Source organism: Novosphingobium sp. FW305-C-30-35, from assembly GCF_058783135.1.
Genome location: NZ_JBYSYJ010000001.1, coordinates 3,008,225 through 3,031,760, shown reverse-complemented (window position 1 = coordinate 3,031,760; position 23,536 = coordinate 3,008,225). Strand labels below are relative to the sequence as shown.

Annotated in this window: 17 protein-coding genes; 6 read left to right on the top strand and 11 right to left on the bottom strand. The window is 61.4% G+C overall.

Features of this window, described 5'->3' with window-relative positions:
* Window positions 1-11: 11 nt before the first annotated feature.
* Entirely contained in the window at window positions 12-2,567 is a 2,556-nt protein-coding gene (locus AC3WLM_RS15040; protein ID WP_492477812.1) for a TonB-dependent receptor, read from the bottom strand.
* A gap of 109 nt (window positions 2,568-2,676) precedes the next feature.
* Window positions 2,677-4,308: a tetratricopeptide repeat-containing sulfotransferase family protein gene (locus AC3WLM_RS15035; protein ID WP_492477811.1), complete on the bottom strand. Its 1,632-nt coding sequence runs from the start codon at window positions 4,306-4,308 to the stop codon at window positions 2,677-2,679.
* Window positions 4,309-4,388: 80 nt separating this feature from the next.
* Here AC3WLM_RS15035 and AC3WLM_RS15030 point away from each other — a divergent pair, with 80 nt between their 5' ends.
* Window positions 4,389-5,690, top strand: a complete 1,302-nt coding sequence (locus AC3WLM_RS15030) for an amino acid permease (protein ID WP_492477810.1) — start codon at window positions 4,389-4,391, stop codon at window positions 5,688-5,690.
* Here the strand turns inward: AC3WLM_RS15030 and AC3WLM_RS15025 are convergent.
* Together AC3WLM_RS15025 and AC3WLM_RS15020 are read right to left on the bottom strand one after the other, a co-directional pair.
* Entirely contained in the window at window positions 5,644-7,245 is a 1,602-nt protein-coding gene (locus AC3WLM_RS15025; RefSeq protein WP_492477809.1) for a phytoene desaturase family protein, read from the bottom strand. The two genes, AC3WLM_RS15030 and AC3WLM_RS15025, sit on opposite strands and share 47 nt — an antisense overlap.
* A gap of 26 nt (window positions 7,246-7,271) precedes the next feature.
* Window positions 7,272-8,453, bottom strand: a complete 1,182-nt coding sequence (locus AC3WLM_RS15020) for an aromatic ring-hydroxylating oxygenase subunit alpha (RefSeq protein WP_039333844.1) — start codon at window positions 8,451-8,453, stop codon at window positions 7,272-7,274.
* Window positions 8,454-8,513: 60 nt separating this feature from the next.
* Between AC3WLM_RS15020 and AC3WLM_RS15015 the strand changes: the two genes are divergently transcribed.
* Complete coding sequence (locus AC3WLM_RS15015) at window positions 8,514-9,128, top strand: TetR family transcriptional regulator C-terminal domain-containing protein (RefSeq protein ID WP_039333842.1); 615 nt, start codon at window positions 8,514-8,516, stop codon at window positions 9,126-9,128.
* On the opposite strand, the gene AC3WLM_RS15010 is transcribed toward AC3WLM_RS15015, so the two are convergent.
* The 4 genes from AC3WLM_RS15010 to AC3WLM_RS14995 form a co-directional block, all read right to left on the bottom strand.
* On the bottom strand, window positions 9,109-10,458 hold the full coding sequence (locus tag AC3WLM_RS15010) for a M20/M25/M40 family metallo-hydrolase (protein WP_492477808.1): 1,350 nt from the start codon (window positions 10,456-10,458) through the stop codon (window positions 9,109-9,111). The two genes, AC3WLM_RS15015 and AC3WLM_RS15010, sit on opposite strands and share 20 nt — an antisense overlap.
* Before the next feature lie 177 nt (window positions 10,459-10,635).
* Window positions 10,636-11,490: a p-hydroxycinnamoyl CoA hydratase/lyase gene (locus AC3WLM_RS15005; RefSeq protein ID WP_492477807.1), complete on the bottom strand. Its 855-nt coding sequence runs from the start codon at window positions 11,488-11,490 to the stop codon at window positions 10,636-10,638.
* 29 nt (window positions 11,491-11,519) lie between these two features.
* Complete coding sequence (locus AC3WLM_RS15000; RefSeq protein ID WP_492477806.1) at window positions 11,520-12,920, bottom strand: aldehyde dehydrogenase; 1,401 nt, start codon at window positions 12,918-12,920, stop codon at window positions 11,520-11,522.
* 296 nt (window positions 12,921-13,216) lie between these two features.
* Window positions 13,217-14,302 (bottom strand): NADPH:quinone oxidoreductase family protein, encoded by a 1,086-nt coding sequence (locus AC3WLM_RS14995; protein ID WP_492477805.1) that lies wholly within the window; start codon window positions 14,300-14,302, stop codon window positions 13,217-13,219.
* Window positions 14,303-14,757: 455 nt separating this feature from the next.
* Here AC3WLM_RS14995 and AC3WLM_RS14990 point away from each other — a divergent pair, with 455 nt between their 5' ends.
* The gene (locus tag AC3WLM_RS14990; RefSeq protein ID WP_039333834.1) at window positions 14,758-15,072 is read left to right on the top strand and encodes a UrcA family protein; all 315 of its coding nucleotides are present in this window, start codon (window positions 14,758-14,760) and stop codon (window positions 15,070-15,072) included.
* A gap of 113 nt (window positions 15,073-15,185) precedes the next feature.
* On the opposite strand, the gene AC3WLM_RS14985 is transcribed toward AC3WLM_RS14990, so the two are convergent.
* The 3 genes from AC3WLM_RS14985 to AC3WLM_RS14975 form a co-directional block, all read right to left on the bottom strand.
* Entirely contained in the window at window positions 15,186-16,103 is a 918-nt protein-coding gene (locus AC3WLM_RS14985) for a response regulator (protein ID WP_039333832.1), read from the bottom strand.
* On the bottom strand, window positions 16,090-17,511 hold the full coding sequence (locus AC3WLM_RS14980) for an ATP-binding response regulator (RefSeq protein ID WP_492477804.1): 1,422 nt from the start codon (window positions 17,509-17,511) through the stop codon (window positions 16,090-16,092). The genes AC3WLM_RS14985 and AC3WLM_RS14980 overlap by 14 nt, the downstream gene beginning before the upstream one ends.
* Before the next feature lie 184 nt (window positions 17,512-17,695).
* Entirely contained in the window at window positions 17,696-17,899 is a 204-nt protein-coding gene (locus AC3WLM_RS14975; RefSeq protein WP_039333830.1) for a hypothetical protein, read from the bottom strand.
* 204 nt (window positions 17,900-18,103) lie between these two features.
* Here AC3WLM_RS14975 and AC3WLM_RS14970 point away from each other — a divergent pair, with 204 nt between their 5' ends.
* The 3 genes from AC3WLM_RS14970 to glgB all read left to right on the top strand — a co-directional run bounded on the left by AC3WLM_RS14970 (window position 18,104) and on the right by glgB (window position 23,527).
* Window positions 18,104-18,643 (top strand): cytochrome b, encoded by a 540-nt coding sequence (locus tag AC3WLM_RS14970; protein ID WP_039334047.1) that lies wholly within the window; start codon window positions 18,104-18,106, stop codon window positions 18,641-18,643.
* A gap of 298 nt (window positions 18,644-18,941) precedes the next feature.
* Window positions 18,942-21,365 carry a glycogen/starch/alpha-glucan phosphorylase gene (locus tag AC3WLM_RS14965; RefSeq protein ID WP_492477803.1) on the top strand — a complete coding sequence of 808 codons (2,424 nt, stop codon included), beginning with the start codon at window positions 18,942-18,944 and terminating at the stop codon, window positions 21,363-21,365.
* On the top strand, window positions 21,362-23,527 hold the full coding sequence (gene glgB / locus AC3WLM_RS14960) for a 1,4-alpha-glucan branching protein GlgB (protein ID WP_492477802.1): 2,166 nt from the start codon (window positions 21,362-21,364) through the stop codon (window positions 23,525-23,527). Before AC3WLM_RS14965 ends, glgB begins: the two co-directional genes overlap by 4 nt.
* Window positions 23,528-23,536 lie beyond the last annotated feature (9 nt).

Below are 23,536 nucleotides of genomic sequence, written 5' to 3'. Positions count from 1 at the left end.
GCGGCGCATTGTCAGAACTTTGCGCCGGCCCGCAGCCCGAATATGCGCGGCGTTGTAGGCACGATGTAGGGACGCTGCGTGCAGGCGCCGCACTGAACGAAGCGCGACAATTGGCCACGTTCGTCGGTCAAATTGCGTACAAAGGCTTCGATCGAATAACTCGACCACTCACCCCCGATCGCAAGATTGACTTGGCCAAAGCCCTCTAGCCGCCCCTGCGCCGCTGCAAAATCAACGCGAAGGTCCGAGCTTGCGGAACTTTGGTACGTCGCGTTGACTTGTCCGTAGACCTTGCCCTCGCCCATCGGCACCGTGTAGCGTGCGGTTCCGCTCATCTTCCACTGCGGAGTAATCGGAAGGCGGGTTCCTGCCGGCGCGCTTATGCTGTTGTCCGGGTCAGAGCAGGTAAAGGTAGGATCGACTGCAGCGCAAAGGTTGTTCCTGATCTTCGCGTCAGTGTAAGCGCCTGAAAGATTGATGCTTAGGCGATCGAGGGAGATCGAAGCGTCAAGATCAAAGCCGCGAATGCGAGCATTCGGACCGTTGGTGATGATCGTGAAGCTGTTTGGCCCGAGGTAGGCAAACTGGAAGTTCTTCCAATCCTGCTGATATACCGCGCCATTCAAGCGCAGCAGTCCGTTGGCCAGCGTCGTCTTGAAGCCAAGCTCGTAGTTGGTCAGGTAATCGGGCTGATAGGCCCCGAAATCACCGCGACGGTTGATGCCACCCGGGCGGAAGCCTCGCGAGACAGTCGCATAAGCGAGAACGTCGCTATTGGGCTTCCACGTTGCGTTGAAGCGGTAGGTTCCGCCCGTCCCGGAAGCCTTGACTGGTTTGACACCATCGGTGGTGTAGACGCCAAGGTTGGTGCATGGACTGCCAGCAACTTCAGGCGGCAGCAAGGTGGTGTTGGATTGGCCGGCCAATTGCGCATCCCGCAGTCGCAGCCCTGATTGCGTAAAGCACGCAGCAACGCCAGTCCGCGATGAGCCCGCAGCATTCGGCGGAGGATTGTCGTCAGCGCCCTGGATGAAGGCCGGATTGCGCCCGAAGCCGAAGAAGCCGACCAGCGTGTTATCATAGATGAATGCGCGCCCGCCCGCAGTCAGCGTCACCGTCGGCGAAACGTCGAGGCTGAATTCACCAAACGCCGCGTAGTCCTGATCGACGCGCTTCTGCTGTGTCAGCCAGAGCGTGCCCGGAAGGCCGTTGACCGAAACCAGCGGCCCCAGATTGGCAATCTGGTAGTCCTGATGAATCAGGTTCGACTGATATTGGTAGAAAAGGCCGCCAACAAAGCGGAACGGGTCCGACGAGGGCGAGGCTACGCGGAACTCCTGGCTCAACTTCTTGAAGTGGTCACTCCCGATAACCTTCTGCCGAGGATCAATCGTGTTTCCGAGAGAGTCCTGATAATAGAAGTAGTTGGCCAAGCCGCCAACGGATTCATACAGCGAATCGTAAGCTTCCGAATAGTCGGTATAATCGCTTGACTGGAAGGTCTTGCGATCAAGATACGCGCCTGCGTAAGTCACGTCCCAGTTGCCAAACTTGCCCTCGATCGTCAGCGCAGCCTGCCAGAACTTGTCGTTGCGGAACTCCGGGAAGAAGTGCTGCACCTGAAGATCACCGACCGACGGATCATATCCATAAGACCCGCGGCTCTTGGTTTCCTGGTACATGAACTGCGGCGTGACGGTCCAGTTTTCGTCCAGATCGACCTTGAGCGCAGCGCGGCCACCGTAGATGTCGGTGTAATTGTAGTCCTTCTTGACGAAGGCCGCGTTGTTGACGCTGACGCCATCCTTGATGCAGCCGTTGATGTTATCTTCGTCGTCGAATGTCGGCGTGCCGCAGAACGTGCGCGTGCCTGGCACATTATCGATGAAGCCGGCATCGCGCTGATACCAGCCCACCACACGCAAAGCCGCGTTGGAGGACAGCGGCGCGTTGATCATGCCTTCGAGCTTGTAGCCCTGTCCGCCCTTGTGGACCGTGTTCACCTCGCCGTCGATGCTGCCGTAGAAGCCGGACGTATCGGGCTTGTTGGTGATGATGCGAATCGTCCCCGCCTCGGACGATGCCCCGTAGAGCGTGCCCTGCGGACCCGAGAGGCTTTCGATGCGGGCGATGTCATAGACATGCACGTCAAGGTTGCCGCCGATGGTGGTAACCGGTTGCTCGTCGAGATAGACGCCGACCGATGGCAGTGAGCCAGAGTGATTGCCATCGCCGCCCGAGGCCACACCGCGCATGTAGACAACGTTCGTGCCCGGCGTTCCGCCAAGTGCCTGGAACGTGACAGAGGGCAGCTGCTGCGCATAATCGGTAAAGCTGGCGACCCCGAGCTGTTCCAGCTTCTGCGTGCCAAGCGCCTGGATCGAAATGGGCACGTTTTGCAGGTTCTCGCTGCGCTTTTGCGCGGTAACGATGATGACGTTGGGGTCGGATTCCGCAGCATCCGGCTGCGCTTCTTGCGACATCGCCGGGAAACTAACTGCCGCCCCCGCCAACATGAGAACCTTGGCCAACTGCGTACGACGATTGATCTTGGTGTGCCCGCGCATAGCAGAATTTACCCTCATGTTTCTGTTTTGCGCGACGATGCTGCTCTTGTGCGATCCTTATCGTCAAGCAGGATACTGCACGAAGCGAGCGTTAACCCTGCAAGCGTGGCTAATTTACAACGATGTCGGTTCCGAAGTCTGCCGGCGCATCCGGATAGGCCTCGAGAACGTCACCCAACACCGATCTGAGAGGCTCCAACCATTGCTCGAAAGGCTTCCATGCCTCTGTTCCATCGCGAAAAATCGGGCGACGCACCTGTTCCGAACTTGCAGTCCTCACTGCGCGTTCGGTCTCATGGAACGTCAGGCAAGACTCCTCGAATGGCAAGCCGCAATGGGCCAGCAGAGCCCTAACTTCGGCTTCCGTCTGCTCTACCATCCGCTCGTATATCACTCTGTGCACGACGCCGGGGAGCACCTGATCAAAGTGCGCCATCGCCCGCACATAGTCGCGGTAATAGCGGCCCATGTCATCCAGCGAATAACTGAAGCCCTGCCCCCGCGCGAAATGCTGCTTGAAGTTCGAGAAGCAGCAGGCGAGCGGATGACGACGGGCATCGATAATCCTGGCGTTCGGCAGGATCGCATGGATAAAGGGCACATGCAGCCAGTTGTTCGGCATCTTGTCGATGAACAATGGCCGTGCCGTATGCCGTTGCACCCGGGTCCGCGAAAGATAGGCTTCCCCAAGCTTGCGCAGTTCGTCACCATCGAGAGCTGACAGCGTTTCGGGATAGCCTTCGACACTACGTGCAAGGAAGCCGATGTCGGAGAGTTCACTCGTACCTTCCACCTGCGAGTGACTGGACAGAATCTGTTCGATCAGCGTCGAGCCCGCGCGGGGCATGCCAAGAACGAAGATTGGATCAGGCGCCGTGCACCCCTTCCCCTGCAATCCAGCGACGACAGCCGGCGTAAAAGCTGCGATCGCAGCATTCACGTTCTGGGTCGTATCTTCCGCTCGATATGGTATCCGACGACGACGCAACTCGTTGCCTGCCGCGTAGTGCGCAAACGACGCCTCTGCCTCTCCTCGATCCTCGAAAGCCTTGCCCAGCGCGAAATCGAGATGCCAGCGATCTTCCGCAGTGAGGTCCGTCCGCGCCAGTGCCTGCTGCATGGCCGCTATGTCGTCATTGCTAAACTTCACCGTCTTCAAATTTGCAAGGCTCCACCAGGCCTCTCCAAGCACTGGCAGAAGTTCGATGGCCTTGCGGTAGGCGGCGATACCCTCCGCCTGCCGCCCAACGGTCTTGAGCATATGGCCATAGCTCATCCAGACGCGGGGCTGGTTGGGCGCTTGCCGCAGCACTTGTTGGTAGAGCGCAAGAGCCTCGTCGAACTCGCCTATGCGGCCATAGGCAGCTGCCTGCAAGTTGGCGTGCCCGGCGTTGTCCGGATCGTCAGCCGTGACTTTTGCCAGCTCTTCCAGCGCCTCCGGTGCCCGGTTTGTGCGGTAGAGGACCAGCGCGAGATTCGCCCTTGCTGCCGTGAACTGCGGGGCAAGCTCGATTGCCCTGCGCAACAGGTTCTCTGCGTCATTATAGCGCCCGATACGCCCCGCCAGCTCGGCAAACAGTCGGATGGCGCGGACATCGAACGGATCGTCCTTCAGCAGCGACCGCAATAACGGCTCGGCCGTTGGCAAGTCGTTCTCGTTCATGGCGACTGCCGCACGAACAAGCCGCGGATCGTAGACCGGTGCAGCAAGGGGGGGCGAAGACGTGGTCACATTGGTCATCAACTGCATCACAAACATGGTGACGCCTCGCGATCAAGCGCTAGTCTTCACCCAAGCACAATGAAGGGAACCAGTTGCCAATGATCGCGATGCGCAAGCTGGGCTTCTGGATGACGCTGGCGCTGGTCGTTGGCAACATGATCGGTTCGGGAATCTACATCCTGCCCGCAACGCTTGCACCCCTGGGTCAAAACCAGTTGATTGGCTGGGCGGTGACGATCGCCGGTGCGCTGTGCCTTGCTTTCACCTTTGCCCGCCTTGGCGCACGCCTGCCGTTGGCGGGAGGACCCTATGCGTATGCGCAGGCCGCATTCGGACCGGTTGGAGGCTTTGTAACTGCCTGGTCGTATTGGACGATGATCTGGGCGGGCAACGGCGCCGTAGCAGTCGCGGTCGTATCCAACCTGAGCCTGATCTTTCCCGTCATGGGCCGCGTTCCCGGGCTTCCTGCCATCATCTCGGTCGGCTGCGTGTGGTTGCTCACTGCAGTCAACATCCGAGGTGTCCGCGCCGCTGGCGATGTATCGGTTGTCACCACGGTACTCAAACTGGTGCCGCTGGTCGGCCTTATTGGCCTGACTCTGTGGTTGCTGCTTACTGGCGCCCCCCGTGCAGTGCAGCCTGCGGTGCCGCTGTCAGGCACGGTGGTTGCAGCGGCAGCTGGCCTCACCTTCTGGGGCTTCCTCGGCCTTGAGTCAGCAACCGTCCCTGCTGACAAGGTGGAGAACGCCGCCTCGGTCGTCCCGCGCGCCACACTAATCGGCGTCGCACTGACCGGGTTCGTCTACATCGGCATTTCCACCGCCTTCGCACTTTACATGCCCATGCAAGCTGCCGCCGCATCTCCTGCGCCAGTGGCCGATTTTCTCGCGCGGTTCTTCGGGTCCGGTGTGGGTCAGATCGTCGCAGTCTTCGCCGCGATCAGCGCGTTCGGCACGCTCAATGGTTTCATCCTTCTTCAAGGCGAAGTGCCTTGGGCTATGGCGAAGGGCGGCGTCTTCCCGCGCTGGTTCGCAACAGAAGGGTCCCGCGGCACACCGGCACGCTCGCACCTGGTTTCAAGTGTCTTGCTGAGCATCGTGACCTTGCTGAACTTCGGTCGCGGGATGGGAGACCTCTTCGCATTCATCGCCTCCGTAAGCCTCGCCGCCGGCATGCTGTCCTATTTCCTCGCCATGCTCTCGGCCGTGCGCCTGCTACCGGGCGAGCGCATTCTGGCCGTCGCAGCTCTCATCGGAGCAGGCTTCATTGCCTGGGCGGCATGGGGCCTCGGCGGCGAAGCCCTCTCTTATGGCGCGGGCTTCATTGCGCTCGGCTTGCCGGTCTATCTCTGGGTCAGGAGCGATGCAGCAGCTTCCACAGCACTGAACGGTCACGGATGATCTCGTGCGCCGCGTTGTGGCCGGGCGCTCCGGTCACGCCGCCCCCAGGATGGGTTCCCGATCCGCACATGTAGAGGCCCTTGAGCGGCGAACGATAGTCACCATGACCAAGCACCGGGCGCGCAGCCCAAAGCTGATCGAGGCCCATGGTGCCGTGGAAGATGTCGCCCCCGATAAGCCCGAACTTGCGCTCCAGGTCCAAAGGCGAATGTATCTGCCGTGCGATGACTGCACCCTTGAAGTTCGGCGCATGCTCGGTGACCGTATCGATGATCAGGTCCGCCACTTCTTCGCGATGCGCATCCCAATCAATGTTCGGATCGAACTGCTGGCAGAACAGGCTCGCTACGTGCTGCCCCGGAGGCGCCAGACTGTCGTCGACGGTGCTCGGGATCTTGATCTCCACGATCGGCTTCTTCGACCAGCCGTGCTGCTGGGCATCGATGAAGGCCTGATCCATGTAATCCATGCCTGGCGCGATGATGATTCCGGCCGTGTGATGTTCGGCCTGTTCCTTGCCGGGCAGCACAGTGAAATCCGGCAGTTCGGATAACGCGACATTCATGCGGAAGGTGCCGGAACCGGTCTTGTAGCCCTTTATCCGGCGGTTGAAGTCCTCATCGAGATCCGAGGAGTCGACCAGTTGCCGGTAGAGCAGCGCGGGGCCGACATTGGCAGCGACGATCGGCGCGTAAAGCTCTTCGCCACCTTCCAGCTTCACGCCCGCAGCCTTGCCGTTGCTGACCAGCACCTTGGAAACCGGTGCTTCAAGGCTGATCTCGACGCCGACCTCGGCACAGGCCTTGGCCATCGCCTGCGTGATCGCGCCCATGCCGCCGACAGAATGGCCCCAGGCGCCCAGCTTGCCGTTTACCTCGCCAAAGACATGGTGGAGCAGCACATAGGCAGAGCCGGGCGTCGAAACGCCAGCATAGTTGCCCACCACCGCGTCAAACGCGAATGCCGACTTGACGTGATCGTCCTCGAACCAGCCATCAAGGAAATCGCGCGCCGACTTGGTGAAGATATCCAGCAGGTCACGCTGCGTTGCCATGTCGAGCTTGGCGATCGGCCACCCCTGCATTGCAGCAGACTTCAGCGCAGCAATGCCGCCACCAACATTCGGCGGCGTCTGCAGCGAAATGTCGCGCAGCACGTTGGCGACCTTTTCCAGCGCGGCGTCGTATCTGGGATAGGCCTCGGCATCCTTCTTGGAAAAGCGCGCGAACTCCGCCTCCGTGCGCCCCGGCCCGCCACCCAGCTTGAGGTACGTATCGGGAAACGGAAAGAAGTTGCTGATTGTCCGCTCGATCACGCGATAGCCATGATCGTGGAGCTTCATGTCTGCGATCACCTTGGGCCGCAGCAGGCTGACAGTGTAGCTCGCGGTCGAGTTGCGGAAGCCGGGGTGGAATTCCTCGGTGACTGCTGCGCCACCGACAATGTCGCGACGTTCCAGCACGCGCACCTTCATTCCCGCCCTGGCGAGATAGAATGCGCAGACCAGGCCATTATGGCCGCCGCCGATGATCAGTGCGTCGTAACGGTTGGACATGCGATAATTCCCCGAAACCCTCGTGATTACTTCTTCGACCAGCCAGCCGACGGAGCCCTGTGCAGTCGCGCCTCGGGCGTGATCGCGCGGATTTTGCGGGCGAAGCTGCGCAGGCACACTTCGCTCTTGCCAATCGGCCCTGCCCCGTAGGAGTTCGACGCCATGCCCTGCTGAATCCGTTCGATCAGCCAGGTATCTTCTGCATTGACCACCCGGTTGATCCGCCAATTTGCATAGCGCACCAGCTTCATCTCTCGGCGTTCGTCCGGTAGCGCAAAACACATCTCGCGCAGCACCGAAGTCGTGGGCGTCAACGGCAACCACTGCATGAAATCAATCTGGTCGGCATAGATATCGAACGCCATGTTCGGCCAGAGCTTGTAATACAGCCACCGGCGCTGCGATTGCTGCGGAAGATGCGGCACTTCTGGCAGGTGCGTCTGATAGAACCGTTCCCAGAAATTCGCCGAAGGCTTGTCGACAAGATCGCCCTTCATCCGGTCAACCCAGCCGTGGTCGGAGATCTCGTACGATTTCCCGAAAATGCGCGTCAGGCCATCGTGCGCAACCGGGATGTGCAAGTTGTCGGAATAATTATCGCCAACGTTCTTCCAGTTCACCTGCCTCTCGCGCAGGCGCACGTCGCCGATGCGGCGCATATCCTCAAACCGATAAGGCTCAACCTCTTCCTCGAACGGCGCCATCATTTCAGCGACGCTCGGGAAGCCTGCATCAACCAGACGCACGAACACAAAACCACGCCAGATCTCGACCGCAACCGGCACTAGGCCATTATCTTCGAGTTTCAGCGCCGGGTAATCCGACTTCATGGGCACGCCCGAAAGCCGTCCGTCAGGCTCGAATGTCCAGGCGTGATAGGGGCAGACCAGCTTTCTGGCACAACCTGCAGGGCCCTCGACAAGACGCATGGCGCGGTGGCGGCAGACGTTGGTGAAGGCGCGGATGACGCCATCGTCTCCTCGGATCGCGATTACGCTTTCGTTCAGGTAATCCAGCGTCCGGTATTCTCCGGCAGCGGCAATGTCGCCTTCATGGCAGACGATCTGCCACGACGGCCGGATCACCCGCTCCATCTCGACGGCAAAGTACTCCGGATCGGTATAGAGCCAGCCCGGCAGGCTCCAGTCCGCGTCAGGATCGACTTCGTCCGATGAGATATGGCGGAATGCGCCGGATAGATCGCCCATGAACCCGAATCCAGATTGTCTGTTGAACAATCGTACAACAACGGGCAGATTGTTCAAGAGATGAGCGAAGCAGCAGCATCCCCCGCGTTCCGTCGCACAGAACCCGACGTCCGGCGCTTGAGCCTTATCGAAGCTTGTGCCCGCGTGCTTGCCCGCAACGGGGCAGCCGGGGCGAGCGTCCGTGCCATTGCGCAGGAAGCAGGTGCCTCGGTCGGCCTCGTGGGTCACTACTTCGGTGGCGTTGATGCGCTTGTTGCCGCAACGTACGAACATGTCGATCGCCGTGTTGCCGAAGCGCTCGACCTTGCAGTCGCCGAGGCCGGTCCCGCGCCTCAGGACAGGTTGGAAGCTTTCGTCATGGCCTCCTTTGCGCCGCCGATTGCAGATACGGCTCTGCTGGCCACGTGGATCGCGTTCTGGAGCCTTGTCACGGCACGCAAGGACATTGCTCGTCAGCATGACGAGCAATACGCCCTTTACCGCGCCCGGCTCGAAGCCCTGTTAGGAGATTGCGGCGTGCCGGTCTCGGCACGCCGTCGACACGCCATAGCGGTCACGGCGCTGGTGGACGGGCTCTGGCTCGAGCTGTGCCTGTCGCCCGGGTGTTTCACAGCCGGAGAAGCGCGGGACATCGCCCGCGGCTTCCTCGCTTCGATCACTTCGTCAGGTCGGTGATCAGGCTCAAGTAATAGGTGATCCCCGGACGAATGTTGGAGAGGCGGGTCCGCTCATTGAGGCCATGGGCGAACGACTCCAAGTCCTTCGCAAACGTCGGACTCAGGCCGTAGCTCGGTACGCCGACAGCGCGGAACCACATTGAATCAGATGCCCCCGATGATTGCGAGGGGATCAACGGCACACCGGGATAGGCCTTGGCCATCGCCTTCGCCACTGCGGCCATAAGATCAGGCCGTAGCGGCGATGCCGGCGAAGCCACCGACCCGACCGTGACATCGGTGACCTTTACCACCGGATCACCAATGACCTTGACCAGTTCCGCCATGATCTCTTCCTTGGAATGGCCCGGGAAGATGCGGCAGTTGATGTTGGCGAAGGCCCGCTGCGGCAGGGCATTTTCCGCGTGCCCACCGCCCAGCATCGTCGGCACACATGTAGTGCCAACCAGTCCGACCATGGCCGGATCGGCCCGCAGAGTAGCCAAGGCCGTCTCGTCGGCAGGATTGGCCGCAAAGGCGCGCATCGCAGCAGCTACCTCGGGCTTTTCGGTAAACGGCGCTGCCTTCTCGAACGCGGCCTTGGTGATTTCGTTCTGCTCGGCCTTGAACTTGTAGGCACCAACTTTCACCAATGCTTGCGAGAGTTGCACGATCGCATTGTCCGGCCGGGGCGCGGAACTGTGCCCGCCTGGATTGGTCACCTCCAGCCGATAGTCGGCATAGGTCTTCTCCGCGCCCTGCCAGGTCCAGAACAGAGGCTTGGCAGTCGCCTCGTCGAGGAGTCCGCCACCGCCATCAACATTGATGACCAATTCCGCGTTCTTCAGCTTCTCGGCTATGATCGCGCTGGTCTTCATCGTCGTTTCCTCGTCTCCGGAAAACTCGATGACGATGGTGCGCCTGGGCTTGAAACCCTGTCGGCGCAGTTCGATGAGCGTCGAAAGGGCCAGCGCCCCGTCGAACTTCATATCGCTCGCGCCACGGCCATAGAGGATGCCGTCCTCAACCACTGGCACGAAAGGATCGCGCTCCCAATCCTCGCGCCTGGCCTCGACCACGTCCATGTGACCCGAGATCACCAGAGGTTTGAGCGCCGGATTGCTGCCCTTCCACGTCGCGATGATATAGGCGGTATCGTCCACCGGCGTGATCTCGATATCCGAGGTGCTCCAGCCGCCCGCCACCAGCGCGTCACCGAAAAGCCTGGCGACATCGATGGTCTTGTTGCCGTCCCCCCGCACCGAGCGAATGGCAATGGCCTTCTGCGACAGGTCGAGTACCTGAGCCTCGGCCTTTGGATAAGTGGGCTCCTTCGCGACGGCAGGCATGGAGCACGCAATTGAAGCGGCAAGGACAATTCGGAACTTGGGCGGCATGTACAAGACTCCTCTTCCGCCAAGCTGACCTCTTGCGAGACTACAGGCAACCGCTTTTACCGGGCATATCAAATCAGAAACGCCCCGGACGCGATTGCGTCCGGGGCCTTCCGAAACCCGTCTAGATGATCAGGCCTTGACCTTGCTCGTGTCGAACGTGCCGAGGCCGGGCTTGAAGCTCTTTTCATCCAGGAACTGGCGCGTGGCTTCCTTGCGAGCAGCGGCGCCGCCAAAGCTGTGCAGCGCTTCCTGCGCACGGATCTGGTACTCCAGACCGTTGTCGTAGGTCATGTCGACCATGCGGCGCATCGTCCACTTGGTTGCACGCAGAGCATGCGTGTCCTTCTTCTTGAGCGCTTCGCAAATCTCCAGAACGCGCGCCTTCAGCCTGTCAGCAGGGACGGCTTCGGTGACGAGACCCTGTTCTTCGGCCTGCTTGCCGGTAAGATTCTCGCCCATCATGGCGTGGTACATGGCCTTGCGGAACGGCATCAGTTCCTGGGCGACCTTCGATGCTCCGCCACCGGGCAGAATACCCCAGTTGATCTCGGAAAGACCGAACTGGGCATCTTCAGATGCGATCGCGATGTCGCAGCCAAACAGAGGGCCGTAACCTCCACCAAAGCACCAGCCGTTGATCATCGCGATGGTCGGCTTCTCGTACCAGCGAAGACGCTCGAACCAGCCATAGCTCTCGCGCTGTGACTTGCGCACCGCTCCAAGCCCCTGAGCCTCGGTCTCGCGGAAGTACTCCTTGAGATCCATTCCTGCGGTCCAGGCATCACCCTCGCCGGTCAGCACCAGAACCTTCACATCCTCGCGGAACTCGAGTTCCTCAAGCACCGCCTTCATCCGGCGGTTAAGCTTCGGGCTCATGCAGTTGCGCTTTTCCGGGCGGTTGAATTTCACCCAGGCAATGCCGTCTTCCACGGTGAAAGCGACGGTATCTTCTTCCGCACGCTCGATCTTCTGCTGTTCGGTCATGGTCTTTCCTCTAGGGCAATCGTGCAAATTCAGATGGGATAATGGCCGGGCTGCGTCTCCATCGTGATCCAGCGCAGCTCGGTGAAACTGTCGATGCCTGCTTTGCCACCGAAGCGCCCGTATCCAGACGCCCCGACGCCGCCGAAAGGCATTTGCGCCTCGTCATGCACGGTGGGGCCGTTCACATGGCAGATGCCAGACTTGATCTGCCGCGCCACGCGCAGGCCGCGTGCCGTGTCGCGGGTGAAGACTGCGGCCGACAACCCATACTCGGTGTCGTTTGCCAGTTCGATGGCATGGGCTTCATCGCGCGCACGGATAACGCCAACGACCGGACCAAAGCTTTCGTCGCGGAACAGCTTCATGTCCTGGGTGACGCCCGCGACGACATGCGCCGGCATCAAGACATTGTGCGTGGTCTCGCCCCCGGTCAGCAGTTGCGCTCCCTTGGCAAGCGCATCGTCGATCAGGCTCTTGCAGTGTGCGACTGTCTTTGCGTCCACCACCGCACCCAGCGGCGTCGTCCCCTCGCGCGGATCACCTACCGGCATGGCGGCTACCTTTGCCTTGAACTTCTCGGCGAAGGCGTCCGCAACAGAATCAACCACGATGATGCGTTCGGTCGACATGCAGATCTGACCCTGGTTCATAAACGCGCCGAACGCAGCTGCCTTTACGGCTTCATCAAGGTCGGCATCGTCCAGAACGATCAACGGGGCCTTCCCGCCCAATTCCAGCAGGCAGGGCTTGAGATGCTGCGCCGCGCGAACCGCGATGATCCTGCCCACAGCCGTAGACCCGGTAAAGTTGATGCGCTTCACCTGCGGCGCGTCGATCAGTGCCCCGACGACGTCGGCCGCATCCTTCGGGGCATTGGTGACGACATTGACCACACCTTCAGGGAAGCCAGCCTCGGCAAAGGCTTCGATGATCAGGGCGTGCGTCCGCGGGCACTGCTCCGAGGCTTTGAGGATCACAGCGTTGCCGCAGGCGAGGGGCACGGCGATGGCGCGAACGCCCAGAATGATCGGCGCATTCCACGGTGCGATGCCGAGGATCACCCCGACCGGTTCGCGCAAGGCCATGGCCACGCAGCCAGGTTTGTCCGAAGGGATGACCTCACCCGAAATCTGCGTCGTCAGGGCGGCGGCTTCACGCACCATGCTTGCGGCCAGCCCGAGGTTGAAGAGCGCCCAGCCCTTGGTCGCCCCGATCTCGCCCATCATCGCCTCGACGAAGGCATCGGCGCGGCTCTCGAGCGCAGCAGCCGCCTTCATCAATACAGCGCGCCGGGCATTGGGTCCCATGGCCGCCCAAGCTGGAAATGCTGAAGCTGCACGCGCGGTGATTGCAGGAATATCCGACGCCTGCATGGCTTCGGCCGTCGAAGCTACCGCGCCAGTCATTGGATTGATGCGCTCAAACAGCATGTGCTCTCTCCCATTTCTGTTATGGGTTATAGCAATCAATGTCTGTGGTCGCAACAGGTCATTTGCAAAACCCCGCACCTGATCTTTTGTGCAGGGAATGCATCGTCAGCGGTCGGGGGAAGGATGAACAGCTTGGAGACGACGCAGCGAAATCCCCAGGAAATCCGGGCTTTTGACGCCGGGCAATCCCCCACACAAATGCGCGCACTCACACACTAAATTGCAATAAACGCAACTAGATATGTGGCTTTCGCACTTGCACACAGAGCGCAGTTTCCCCATTTCGGAAAGGCCTTTCAGGCATCCTCTCCCAAACTTTTCAGGGCCGCGCCGGCAACGGTGCGGCCCATTTTTTGTCTTTGTGCAGCCCTCGCGCTACGTGTCCCACGTCGCCCGTGTGGCAGGACGACACTCCGCCCGATGACACTGCGTTGCTCCATGCCCTGGAACGCGAGCTTCCAGTCATCCAAGGGGAAGGCGGCGTGGACGTGGGGTTTGATCCTGCCTTGATCCGCAAATTCCAGGATATGCGCGATGTTCTCCCTGCCTCGATCGGGGAAGCGGCGCCCATATTCCCCTGCCCTTACGCCGACCACCGAGAACCCCTTGATGAGAGGAATGTTCGCACCGATCTGCGGAATCTGGCCGGCCGCAAAGCCGACAACCAGCAACCGACCGTCGAACGCGATGCAGCGCGTCGATTCATCGAACACGTCTCCACCGACGGGATCGTAGACGAGGTCCACGCCTCTGCCCCCTGTAATGGTCAGCACCTGCTCACGGAAGCCCGCGCTGCCGTCGATAACGTGGGCGGGCTTGTAGAAGTCGCTGATGGTCTTCCGTTTTTCCTGCGTGGAGGCCACGGCAATGACCTTCAGGCCAAGAGCCACCCCAAGATCGACGGCAGCCAGTCCCACGCCGCCAGCCGCCCCGTGCACCAACAACCATTCGCCTGCCTGCGCCACTCCACGACATACTAGTGCCACCCAGGCAGTCAGGTAGGCAGCCCGCAAGGCCGCGCCCTGGGCCATCGACAGCCGGTCTGGCAATCTGATGAGGGCTCCTTCGGGAAAACACCCGAATTGGGCGACCCCACCGGTGAGCATCCCTGCAATCACACGGTCGCCTTCGCGCCAAGGCCCATCGCTTTTCGCCCGAACCACTACGCCCGCAGCTTCCATGCCCGGAATGAATGGCAAGGCCGGTTTTGCCTGATACTCCCCGCGGGTCATCAGAAGATCGGGAAATCCAAGCGCTGCGGCTTCGATCCGTACCAGGACCTCGTCCGACTGCGGCTCCGGAATCGCGGTATCCACAATGCTAACACCGGACAGGTCGGCGCTCAGATTCTGGACCTGCAGCGCTCGCATCATTCTGGTCATCTCCATCTCCCCCGCAGAGCGTGACGCATTCCGATGGGCTCTCCAACTGCCACTTCTTGACCGATCACCAATAAAATTTCCTGCGCCATTGCTGCAGCGCACAAAGCAAATGGCCTAATGCGCATGGGTCCAGCGCCTTTCTGCAATCTTGATGAAGCCCATCCGCCAAATGGCTGACTTCTGCCAAGAATTTTGAACAAGCGTCCTAACTCGGCCTTCTCAGGTGGAGGAATCGTGCATGAAATCTCCGTTGCAGCCGCCGCCTAGATGCTGCGTGGCAACAGCGAAAACCCCGTAAATCCAAGGGTTTTGCAATAAAAATGGCTTGTCCGACGTGTGCCCTCAGCCTATTTTATGCACGGATCAACAAGCCGGGCAAAACCGCACGGTCCACCAAAATAAGCGAGGCCGAAAAACGGTACCCGCACATAAAGACAGTACGCAGGAGAATGCTCATGAAGACCCTTATCGCCGCCACTTTGGCGGTCGGCTTGCTGTCTGCGCCGCAGATCGCTCTTGCCGCACCTGCCCCACAGACCGTCAACATTGCCATCTCGGCCGACGGCCTCGACCTGTCGCGCGCCTCGGACATGCGCCGTCTTCGGAACCGCATTGCCGACGCCGCTGCAGAAGCCTGTGATCCGGCTGACCGCATGATCGTCACACCGATGCCTGATTATCAGTGCCGCCGTGCCGCGATTGCGAGTGTCGAACCGATGGTTCAGGAGCTTGCGCTCGCCGCCCGCAGCGGGAAGATGGCTCGCCGCTGATCGACCTTGGACCAGCCCCACGCTGGCGTGAAGCTTGGCTAGAGGCGCAACGCCGCCTGAAGGATCGTTTCCCCTTCCGGCGGCGTCATCCCCTTCCGGCGGCGTCATCGCCTTCAGGTGCCGAGCACCTTGATCGCGACCGCTGCCGCGGCAGCCCGTGTCTCTACGCCCAGCTTCTCGTAGATGCGTTCGAGGTGTTTCTGCACGGTACGCGGGCTGATCGCCAGCACCTCCGAAATCATCCCGTTGGACTTGCCGTAGCTTATCCAGAGCAGCACTTCGGCCTCGCGGTCGGTCAACCCCAGCTTGAGCTGCAATTGGGACACGTCCGCCTTGGGATTGAGTTCGTTAAGCCGGATCAGCACTTCACTGTCGCGGTACTGTGCAATCACAACCAGTTCGAGCGCGCTTTCCCCTTGCTCGATCCGGACCGATGCCCCCGTGGCATTTCGCGCCAGCACGCGAAGCAAAGGCAGGCGGATCGCATCGGGCAACTGCCGCTCCTCCCGGCTCCATTCCGGGCTTACCCGAAGGATGGCGCGTTCGGCGAGTGGCGTGCACCAGAGGCAACCGCCCTGGGGATCAACGGACATCATCAGCCGTCCGGTTGCATCGAGGCCGGTAGCGCTCGCCTGCATCGCACGCGCATTGCCCAGATGCACTCGAACCCGCGCCAGCAGTTCGTGCACGTTGACCGGCTTGCGCAGATAATCGACGCCACCAGCTTCGAAGCCTTCGATCACATGCTCGCTCTCGGTAAGCCCGGTCATGAACATCACCGGCACGTGCGAAAGCTGCGAGCGTGCCTTGATCTGCCTGGTTGCGGCGAACCCATCGATTCCCGGCATCACGGCATCCATCAGGATCAGGTCGGGCACGACATGCTCAAGCAGGTCCAGCGCGGCGCCCCCCGATATGGCAACCAGCACCGTGATTCCCGCCCCTTCAAGTGCATCGGTCAGGAAACGGAGCGAATCCGGCTCGTCGTCGACGACCAGAACCGTATCACGACGCAAGTTATCGCCACTCATCGGGCAGGTCCTCCAGTATCCTTCCGATCCCGGCGAGATCAAAGCGGTCGAGATGATCGAACAGCCGCGTGGCTAGCGCTTCTGCAGCAGGATCAGCGGCCGCCAGCGACTTGATCTCTCCTTCAAGAGCCCTGACGTGACCGATCTGGACCAGCGCCTTCAACCTGTCGACGTGTTCGCGCGTTGCGGCCGAAACCTGAACGCTGTCACGCGCGCCAGTGCCAGTTTCCCGCACTTCAGGCATGATCCATTCCAGCTGAAGATGGCGCCCCAATGCGTCGAGCAGCGACCCCAGATCCACTGGCTTGAGCAGAAATGCATCGTGGCTGGCTTGTTGACCGGACAGACCGTGGCGCTCGAACGCGTTGGCGGACAACATCAGGATCTTGAGATCGCGTCCGCACATGGCGCGCAGACGTTCCGCGACATCCCAACCCGACATGCCGGGCATGCTGACATCGCAGATTATGGCGTCGAAAGGCTGCGCATCGGCCAGTGCCAGCGCCGTGGCTCCATCACCCGCCTCTGCGACGTCGAAGCCGACCTCGGTAAGAACGGTGCGCAAGACACACAGGTGATCAGCGTCGTCGTCGACCAGCAGGATCGCGCGCCTGTCCCCCTTGTATCCGGCAGGGCGGACCTTGTCGGCCGCATGATCGACCATTCCCGCAACCTGCGGCGCCATGAGCTTGACCGTGAAGCAGCTCCCACGGCCAACCGCACTGTCCAGCTTGAGGTCGCCACCCAGCATGTTCACGACAGCGCGCGTGATGGCGAGACCAAGGCCCGCCCCTGTCTTCTCGGCCTCGGATGCAGCATCGGCACGTTCGTAGGGCGCAAAGATCTGCTCCTGCCGATCAAGCGCAATGCCGGGACCGGTGTCATGAACTTCGATCGTGGCGATCTGGCCCGACCACCGCAGCACAAGCCGGATTTCCCCACGCTGCGTGAACTTTACCGCGTTCGACACCAGATTGATCAATGCCTGTCGTACGCGCCGTTCATCAAGCCGCACGAACTCGGGCAGCCGGCCCTGTATGCTGCAGACGAACGACAGGCCCTTATGCGCCGCCAGTGGCGAAAACATCTCGGCTACCTGTTCGACCAGCGCCCCCAGCCGGATCACTCCGTTATCGACCCGGACCACGCCCTGTTCAACCGAGGCGATATCCAGCAGGCCCTCGACGAGGTTGGTCAAATGTTCGGCGCTGCGGCGAATGACACGCGCGGCCGCCAACGGATCGACCTGTGCGCCCCGCTCGACAAGCTGGGCATAGCCATAGATTGCATTGAGCGGCGATCGTATTTCGTGGCTGACATTGGCAAGAAACCGGCTTTTCGCCTCGTTGGCCGCTTCGGCCGCAGCCAAGCGTGCGCGAAGCTCTGCCACCTGATCCTGCGTTTCCACTCGCGACTGCCGGGGCAGCCGTCGACCTGCCTGTGCCCCTTGTCTGCTCCGGCCGCGCCGGGAAGTCTGCATTTCAATGACCCCGCGTGCCTGTGTCGTTGTATGAGGCACGCGGCGATTGTGCACTGCAACCAGCTTGAACTCAAGCCCTGTCAAGCTGTGCCCGGCAGGGCAGATTGTCCCTTCAGATCAGTTGGTCTCGCTGCAACCGTTGCAGCAGGCGCACCGCGACGGAGTGGCGGATTGCCTTCCCCTCGCGCAGCTTTACCCATGTGTTGAGCCCGATACCGAAATGGTTCTGGATAACCTCTGGCTTCTGGCTCTTGAGGACGGACGCCATCTTGTGGACGACAGCGGGCTCGACTTGGGTGAGACGCGGCGTTGACATGTTCCCTCACGGACTATGGTTTCTGCCGACACCATATATTTTTTGCAGGGGCGAACAGGCATACGTCATTTGCCGCATCCCATTACTTGACATCTGTCATATTTTGGCGAGCCGGCCACCGAAGGTACCCTGCGACAATCGGATACGTGACGAGCGAAAGACTGCGCACTATCGTGGCTCCAGATCAAGTCGAGGGGAATGGTCATGGCCACGTTATCTGGCACGCACGATTTCGTCCGGTACAATGCAGTTGCGCGCCTGTTTCACGCCGTCATTGCGGCATTGGTTCTGTTCAATATCCTGACCGGTATCTTCGGCGAGGCCATCGAAGATATCTGGCAGCCCTTCCCCGCACACAAGGCCACCGGCATCCTGATCCTGTTTCTCTCGCTCGCCCGGCTTGCCTGGCGCTTCACCTGGACCATGCCGGCTTGGCCGGCAACCATGGGGAAGCTCCAGCAAAGCGTGGCGCGCCTGACGCATGGTGCGCTTTACGTCCTGATGATCGTCGTGCCGTTTACGGGCTGGATCTTTTCCTCGGCCGGCAAATATCCCCTTTCGATCTACGGCCTGTTTGACTGGCCGAAGCTTCCGGTCGCCAAGGGTTCTGCCCTCGCCGAAGCCGCGCATGAAGGGCACGAAGTTCTCGGCTTCCTGATGGCAGGCCTTGTGATTCTGCATATTGCGGCGGCGCTTCATCATCATTTTGTCATCAAGGACAATGTCTTGCGCCGCATGCTCTGAAGCGCAGACGTATTCTGACCGACAAAGCGAGGCAGAACACGTACTAGCCCCATCGAAACGTGCATGGGGGGCGACGGATTTCTGCCATGACTGACTTGGCTCGCACTCCACGCTTGCCCTTGCGCCCAAGCCTCGCCTACCGTCCTGCTCGAGAGTGTGATGCAAGGCGCTGCGACAGTCATCCTCCGCGGCAAGGTGGAGCGCGGCACGCTGTCCTGACAGGTCGGTACAACAGACGCTTGCCGCTCGCTGTCCTCAGCAGCGCGCATCTGGCGTCAAGCAGGGTGGGACTTGTGCGATGAGCATCATGAAACAATCAGGCGCAAGCGAGATCGACGCAAAGATCATCGACGTGCTGCGCCACCGCGTCGGCAAGGATGAACGCGCCGCCAAGCCGCATGACTGGTACACCGCGACTGTCCTGACCCTTCGCGATGCCATCATCGACCAGTGGATGGATTCCACCCGCAAGACCTATGAGCAGGGCGGAAAGCGGGTTTACTACCTGAGCCTGGAATTCCTGATCGGCCGCCTGCTGCGCGATGCCCTTTCCAACATGGGCCTCACGCGCGAAATGGAAAAGGCCCTGCGCGACCACGGATTCGACCTCTCTGCGCTGGAGAACCTGGAGCCCGACGCAGCGCTGGGCAATGGCGGTCTAGGCCGTCTTGCCGCCTGCTTCATGGAGAGCCTCGCCAGCCTCGACATTCCCGCCTATGGCTACGGCATCCGCTACGTGAACGGCATGTTCCGCCAGCGGATCGACGATGGCTGGCAGGTCGAACTGCCCGAAACCTGGCTCAGCCACGGCAACCCTTGGGAATTCGATCGCCGCGAAAGCGCCTACATCATCGGCTTCGGCGGCGAAGTCGTTGCCAATGGCGATGCGGTCGAATGGCGCCCGGCTGAGAAGGTCGAAGCCAGCGCGGTCGACACCCCGGTCGTCGGCTGGCGCGGCAAGCGCGTGAATACCCTGCGCCTGTGGACCGCCCACGCCTTCGATCCCCTGCGGCTCGATGCCTTCAACGCCGGCGACCATTTCGGTGCGCTTGCCGAACAGGTCCGTGCCGACAGCCTCGTGCGCGTGCTCTACCCCGCTGACTCCACGCCCGCCGGCCAGGAACTGCGTCTGCGGCAGGAGTACTTCTTCACCTCCGCCTCGATCCAGGACATCGTCCGCCGCCATGTCCAATATCATGGCGACATCCGCAGCCTGCCCGAGAAGGCCGCGATCCAGCTCAACGACACGCACCCTGCGGTTGCCGTCGCCGAACTCATGCGCCTGATGGTCGACGTGCACGGGCTTGAGTTCAGCGAGGCGTGGGAAGTCACCAAGGCGACCGTCGCCTACACCAACCACACGCTCCTTCCCGAAGCATTGGAATCCTGGCCGCTGCCGCTGTTTGAGCGCCTGCTGCCGCGTCACATGCAGATCGTCTACGCCATCAACAGCCGCGTCCTGCGTGAAGCTCGCAAGGCCGGGATGGACGATGCCGCAATCGCCGCGATCAGCCTGATCGACGAGGGCGGCGAAAGGCGGGTGCGCATGGCCAACCTCGCCTTCACCGGCGCGCACAGCGTCAACGGGGTGGCGGCGCTGCACACCGATCTGATGAAGACCACCGTCTTCTCCGATCTGCACAAACTCTACCCCACCCGCATCAACAACAAGACCAACGGCGTCACCCCGCGCCGCTGGTTGCAGCAGTGCAACCCGGGCCTGACGTCAGTGCTCAAGGACGCGATCGGGCCGGCCTTCCTCGACGATGCCGAAAAGCTTGCCGACCTCAACGCCCTGGCTGACGATGCCGCGCTCGGCGAACGCATTGCCGAGGTCAAGCGCACCAACAAGATCGCGCTGGCCAAGCACATCAAGGACCTGATGGGCGTCCGCCTCGATCCTGATGCCCTGTTCGACGTCCAGATCAAGCGCATCCATGAGTACAAGCGCCAGCTGCTCAACCTGATCGAGACGGTTGCTCTCTACGACCAGATCCGCAGCCACCCGGAACGCGACTGGGTGCCGCGCGTGAAGATCTTCGGCGGCAAGGCAGCTTCAAGTTACCACAATGCCAAGCTGATAATCAAACTGGCGAACGACATCGCCCGCCGCGTCAATTCCGATCCTTCCGTCGGCGGATTGCTCAAGGTGGTGTTCGTCCCGAACTACAATGTCAGCCTCGCCGAGAGGATCATTCCGGCGGCCGATCTGTCCGAGCAGATCTCCACCGCCGGCATGGAGGCCTCGGGCACCGGCAACATGAAGTTTGCACTGAACGGCGCTCTGACCATCGGCACGCTCGATGGAGCGAACATCGAGATCAAGGATCGCGTCGGCGATCCCAACATCGAGATTTTCGGCCTGACCGCGCAAGAGGTCGAGGACAAGCGCGCCAACGGCTACAACCCGCGTGAAGTCATCGAAGCCTCGCGCGAGTTGCAGCAGGCCATCGCCGCCATCGCCACCGGGGTATTCTCGCCTGACGATCCGCAGCGCTACGCCGGACTCATGGGCGGGATCTATGACCACGATTGGTTCATGGTCGCGGCCGACTTCGACGCCTACCATTCCGCCCAACGCAACATCGACCGCCGCTGGGAACAGCAGGCATCGTGGCGCGCTTCGGCAATCCGCAACATTGCCAACGTAGGCTGGTTCTCGTCCGATCGCACGATCGGCGAATACGCCCGCGATATCTGGGGGGTCCGAGAGCCAGCATGAAGCCACCGGCGAGCGCCATCGATGCCCTGCTTGACGGGACGCACGCCGATCCTTTCTCGCTTCTCGGCATCCACGAAGGACCAGAGGGCGCATTCGCCCGCGCGGTCCTGCCCGGTGCCGAAGATGCGGTGGCATGGTCACTCTCCGGCAAGAGGCTCGGCAAACTGACGCGGGTCGACGGGCGCGGCCTGTTCGAAGGGAAGGTCAAGGGCCCGCGGCAGCCGGTTCGGTACGCCTGCACGGCAGGCACGCACGAATGGCTGGTAACCGATCCTTACTCCTTCGGGCCGGTTCTCGGCCCGCTCGACGATTTCCTGATTGCCGAGGGCACCCATCACCGCCTGTTCGACAAATTGGGTGCACACCTGATCGACCATGAGGGCGCCAGCGGTGTCCACTTCGCCGTCTGGGCGCCGAATGCGCAGGTCGTCAGCGTTGTCGGTGACTTCAATGATTGGGACTCGCGTCGCCACCCGATGCGGCGTCGTGCCGACATCGGCGTGTGGGAAATCTTCATCCCCGACATCGGCGAACACCGCGTCTACAAATACCACGTGATCGGCGCCGACGGCACAGTGCTGCCCCTGAAAGCCGACCCCTTCGCCCAGGCCGCAGAATTCCGCCCCAGCACGGCCTCGATCACAGCGCACCCGGTCAAGATGGATTGGGGCGACGCCGATCACCGCGCCCACTGGGCCAGCGTCGATGCTCGTCGCCAGCCGATGTCCATCTACGAGGTCCATCCGGGTTCCTGGCAGAAGCCGCATGACGAGGGCTTCTACACCTGGGACGAACTGGCCGACCGACTGATCCCCTACGTCGCGGAGATGGGTTTCACCCACATCGAATTCCTTCCCGTCTCGGAACACCCCTACGATCCGTCATGGGGTTACCAGACCACCGGCCTGTATGCCCCTTCTGCCCGCTTCGGCCCACCAGAGGGCTTCGCTCGCTTCGTGGACGGTGCGCACCGCGCCGGCGTTTCGGTGCTGATTGACTGGGTACCCGCCCACTTCCCCACCGATGAACACGGCCTCGTCCGCTTCGATGGCACCGCACTCTACGAACATGAAGACCCTCGCCTCGGTTTTCATCCTGACTGGAACACGCTGATCTACAACTTCGGCCGCCGCGAAGTCGTCAGCTTCCTCGTCAACAATGCGCTCTTCTGGGCCGAGCGTTACCACGTCGACGGCTTGCGCGTGGATGCCGTCGCCTCGATGCTCTACCGCGATTACTCGCGCAAGGCGGGCGAATGGATCCCCAATGCCGAAGGCGGGCGTGAGAACTGGGAAGCGGTCGAATTCCTAAAGGCGATGAATCGCGCGGTCTATGCCAGCCACGCCGGCTTCCTGACGATCGCCGAGGAATCCACCTCCTGGCCCGGCGTCAGCAAACCAGCGTTCGACGAGGCCCCGCGTGAGCACCTTGGCTTCGGCTTCAAGTGGAACATGGGCTTCATGCACGACACGCTGCAGTACATGGCGCGTGACCCGATCCACCGGCAGTACCACCACAACGAGATCACCTTCGGGCTGACCTACGCCTTCAGCGAGAACTTCGTCCTCCCGCTCAGCCATGACGAAGTCGTCCACGGCAAGGGTTCGCTCCTGAACAAGATGAGCGGCGATGACTGGCAGAAATTCGCCAACCTTCGCGCCTATTACGGCTTGATGTGGGGCTATCCCGGCAAGAAGCTGCTGTTCATGGGGCAGGAATTCGCGCAGCGAAGGGAATGGAGCGAGGCCCGCTCGCTCGACTGGGACCTGCTGAATGCCCCGGCCCACGAAGGCGTCCGCCGCTGGGTCCGCGATCTCAATCGCGTCTATACAACCCGCCCCGCCCTCCATGCCCGCGATTGCGAGCCGGATGGCTTCGAATGGCTGGTCGTCGACGATGCACAGGCCTCGGTTTTCGCCTGGCTGCGCAAGGCTCCCGATGCCAGGCCCATCGCGGTGATCTGCAACATGACGCCGCAGGTGCACGACCACTACCGCCTGCCGCTGCCGCACGACGGCGAATGGCGTGAAGTGCTCAACAGCGATGCGCAGGACTACGGCGGCAGCGGGATCGGCAATCTCGGGCAGGTCACGGCCGAAGGCGGTGCCGCCTTCGTGGTGCTGCCACCACTGGCCACGCTGATACTCGAATTCCAGGGATAAGAACGGAGA

Bases quoted from the DNA above. Each gene is read 5' to 3' on its own strand.
- AC3WLM_RS15005 (WP_492477807.1), bottom strand. From the start codon at position 11,490: ATGACCGAACAGCAGAAGATCGAGCGTGCGGAAGAAGATACCGTCGCT.
- AC3WLM_RS14990 (WP_039333834.1), top strand. From the start codon at position 14,758: ATGAAGACCCTTATCGCCGCCACTTTGGCGGTCGGCTTGCTGTCTGCG.
- AC3WLM_RS14975 (WP_039333830.1), bottom strand. From the start codon at position 17,899: ATGTCAACGCCGCGTCTCACCCAAGTCGAGCCCGCTGTCGTCCACAAG.
- AC3WLM_RS14970 (WP_039334047.1), top strand. From the start codon at position 18,104: ATGGCCACGTTATCTGGCACGCACGATTTCGTCCGGTACAATGCAGTT.
- AC3WLM_RS15040 (WP_492477812.1), bottom strand. From the start codon at position 2,567: ATGCGCGGGCACACCAAGATCAATCGTCGTACGCAGTTGGCCAAGGTT.
- AC3WLM_RS15020 (WP_039333844.1), bottom strand. From the start codon at position 8,453: ATGGGCGATCTATCCGGCGCATTCCGCCATATCTCATCGGACGAAGTC.
- AC3WLM_RS14965 (WP_492477803.1), top strand. From the start codon at position 18,942: ATGAGCATCATGAAACAATCAGGCGCAAGCGAGATCGACGCAAAGATC.
- AC3WLM_RS15000 (WP_492477806.1), bottom strand. From the start codon at position 12,920: ATGCTGTTTGAGCGCATCAATCCAATGACTGGCGCGGTAGCTTCGACG.
- AC3WLM_RS15015 (WP_039333842.1), top strand. From the start codon at position 8,514: ATGAGCGAAGCAGCAGCATCCCCCGCGTTCCGTCGCACAGAACCCGAC.
- AC3WLM_RS15030 (WP_492477810.1), top strand. From the start codon at position 4,389: ATGATCGCGATGCGCAAGCTGGGCTTCTGGATGACGCTGGCGCTGGTC.
- AC3WLM_RS14985 (WP_039333832.1), bottom strand. From the start codon at position 16,103: ATGAGTGGCGATAACTTGCGTCGTGATACGGTTCTGGTCGTCGACGAC.
- AC3WLM_RS15035 (WP_492477811.1), bottom strand. From the start codon at position 4,308: ATGACCAATGTGACCACGTCTTCGCCCCCCCTTGCTGCACCGGTCTAC.
- AC3WLM_RS14995 (WP_492477805.1), bottom strand. From the start codon at position 14,302: ATGACCAGAATGATGCGAGCGCTGCAGGTCCAGAATCTGAGCGCCGAC.
- AC3WLM_RS15010 (WP_492477808.1), bottom strand. From the start codon at position 10,458: ATGCCTGCCGTCGCGAAGGAGCCCACTTATCCAAAGGCCGAGGCTCAG.
- glgB (WP_492477802.1), top strand. From the start codon at position 21,362: ATGAAGCCACCGGCGAGCGCCATCGATGCCCTGCTTGACGGGACGCAC.
- AC3WLM_RS15025 (WP_492477809.1), bottom strand. From the start codon at position 7,245: ATGTCCAACCGTTACGACGCACTGATCATCGGCGGCGGCCATAATGGC.